Below are 856 nucleotides of genomic sequence, written 5' to 3'. Positions count from 1 at the left end.
CTTGCATAGAGTCGATATTATCATGTAAATCTGTATAATTGGCCCCCATTGTATTCCATTGTTTTTGGATATTTGTTAGAGACAGTATCGCTTGATCCACTGTTTGATATAGATCTGTCAAAGTTGCTTTCGCGTTCGTAAGCGAAATAACTGCTTGGCTAGCAAGGTCGGCTTTCGTACTTAATTGTCCGATTTTGTTAGAAATTGCGTTATAGGAGTCCATATTCTTAGACGCAATGACACCAGATGCTGTTCCTAAACCGATACCAGCTGCACCGAGAGCTGTAAGACCACCAATAACAGCTGGTGTTGCTGTACCGCCAGTCACAACAATTACTACCGTTCCTGCAATGGCTGCAGCAACTAAAATGAATGCTCCCAATCCACCACCAATTGACCATGCTAATACATTGTTAAAATGCTCTGTCTGAGTAGAACGTAGCTTCTCAATTTCAGCTTGAAGTTGTGGAATCAGGGCATTATTTCCGGCTAATAGTGCCGTTAATCCACCTTGTCCATCAACATTATTTTTAAACCCTGTAGAATTGTCATACAGTTTTGCTTTGAAGTCTTGTAACATCTTAATTACTTCTGTAACTTCTTGTGAATTTGTATTAATTGTAGTGATTAAATCATTTATTCCATCTTTTAACTCTGCTTTATCTTTCTTTTGTACAGCAGCTGCCAATGTATCGTAATAATTTTTAAATTCTTCATCGTAATTTACAATATTACGTGCTGTTTTTTGAATTTTCGGCTTTGCTGTGTCTAACCAATAATTCGCATTAATTCGTGACAGTTCCTGATTAAGGTGAATGCTTTTGAGTAATTCTGCTCCTTCTGAACCTCTGAACCT

1 protein-coding gene is annotated in these 856 nt (G+C 37.7%); it reads right to left on the bottom strand.

Annotated elements, in window-relative coordinates; all coding sequences use genetic code 11:
• Positions 1–856 (bottom strand): ClyA family alpha-helical pore-forming toxin (locus tag AC1DIT_RS28235; RefSeq protein ID WP_476998613.1); only part of this gene is annotated, 856 nt, incomplete at both ends.

It is taken from the genome of Bacillus sp. 05T22, assembly GCF_056396765.1.
The sequence above is the reverse complement of the archived record's forward strand: the minus strand, read 5'-3'. Positions and strand labels throughout refer to the sequence as shown.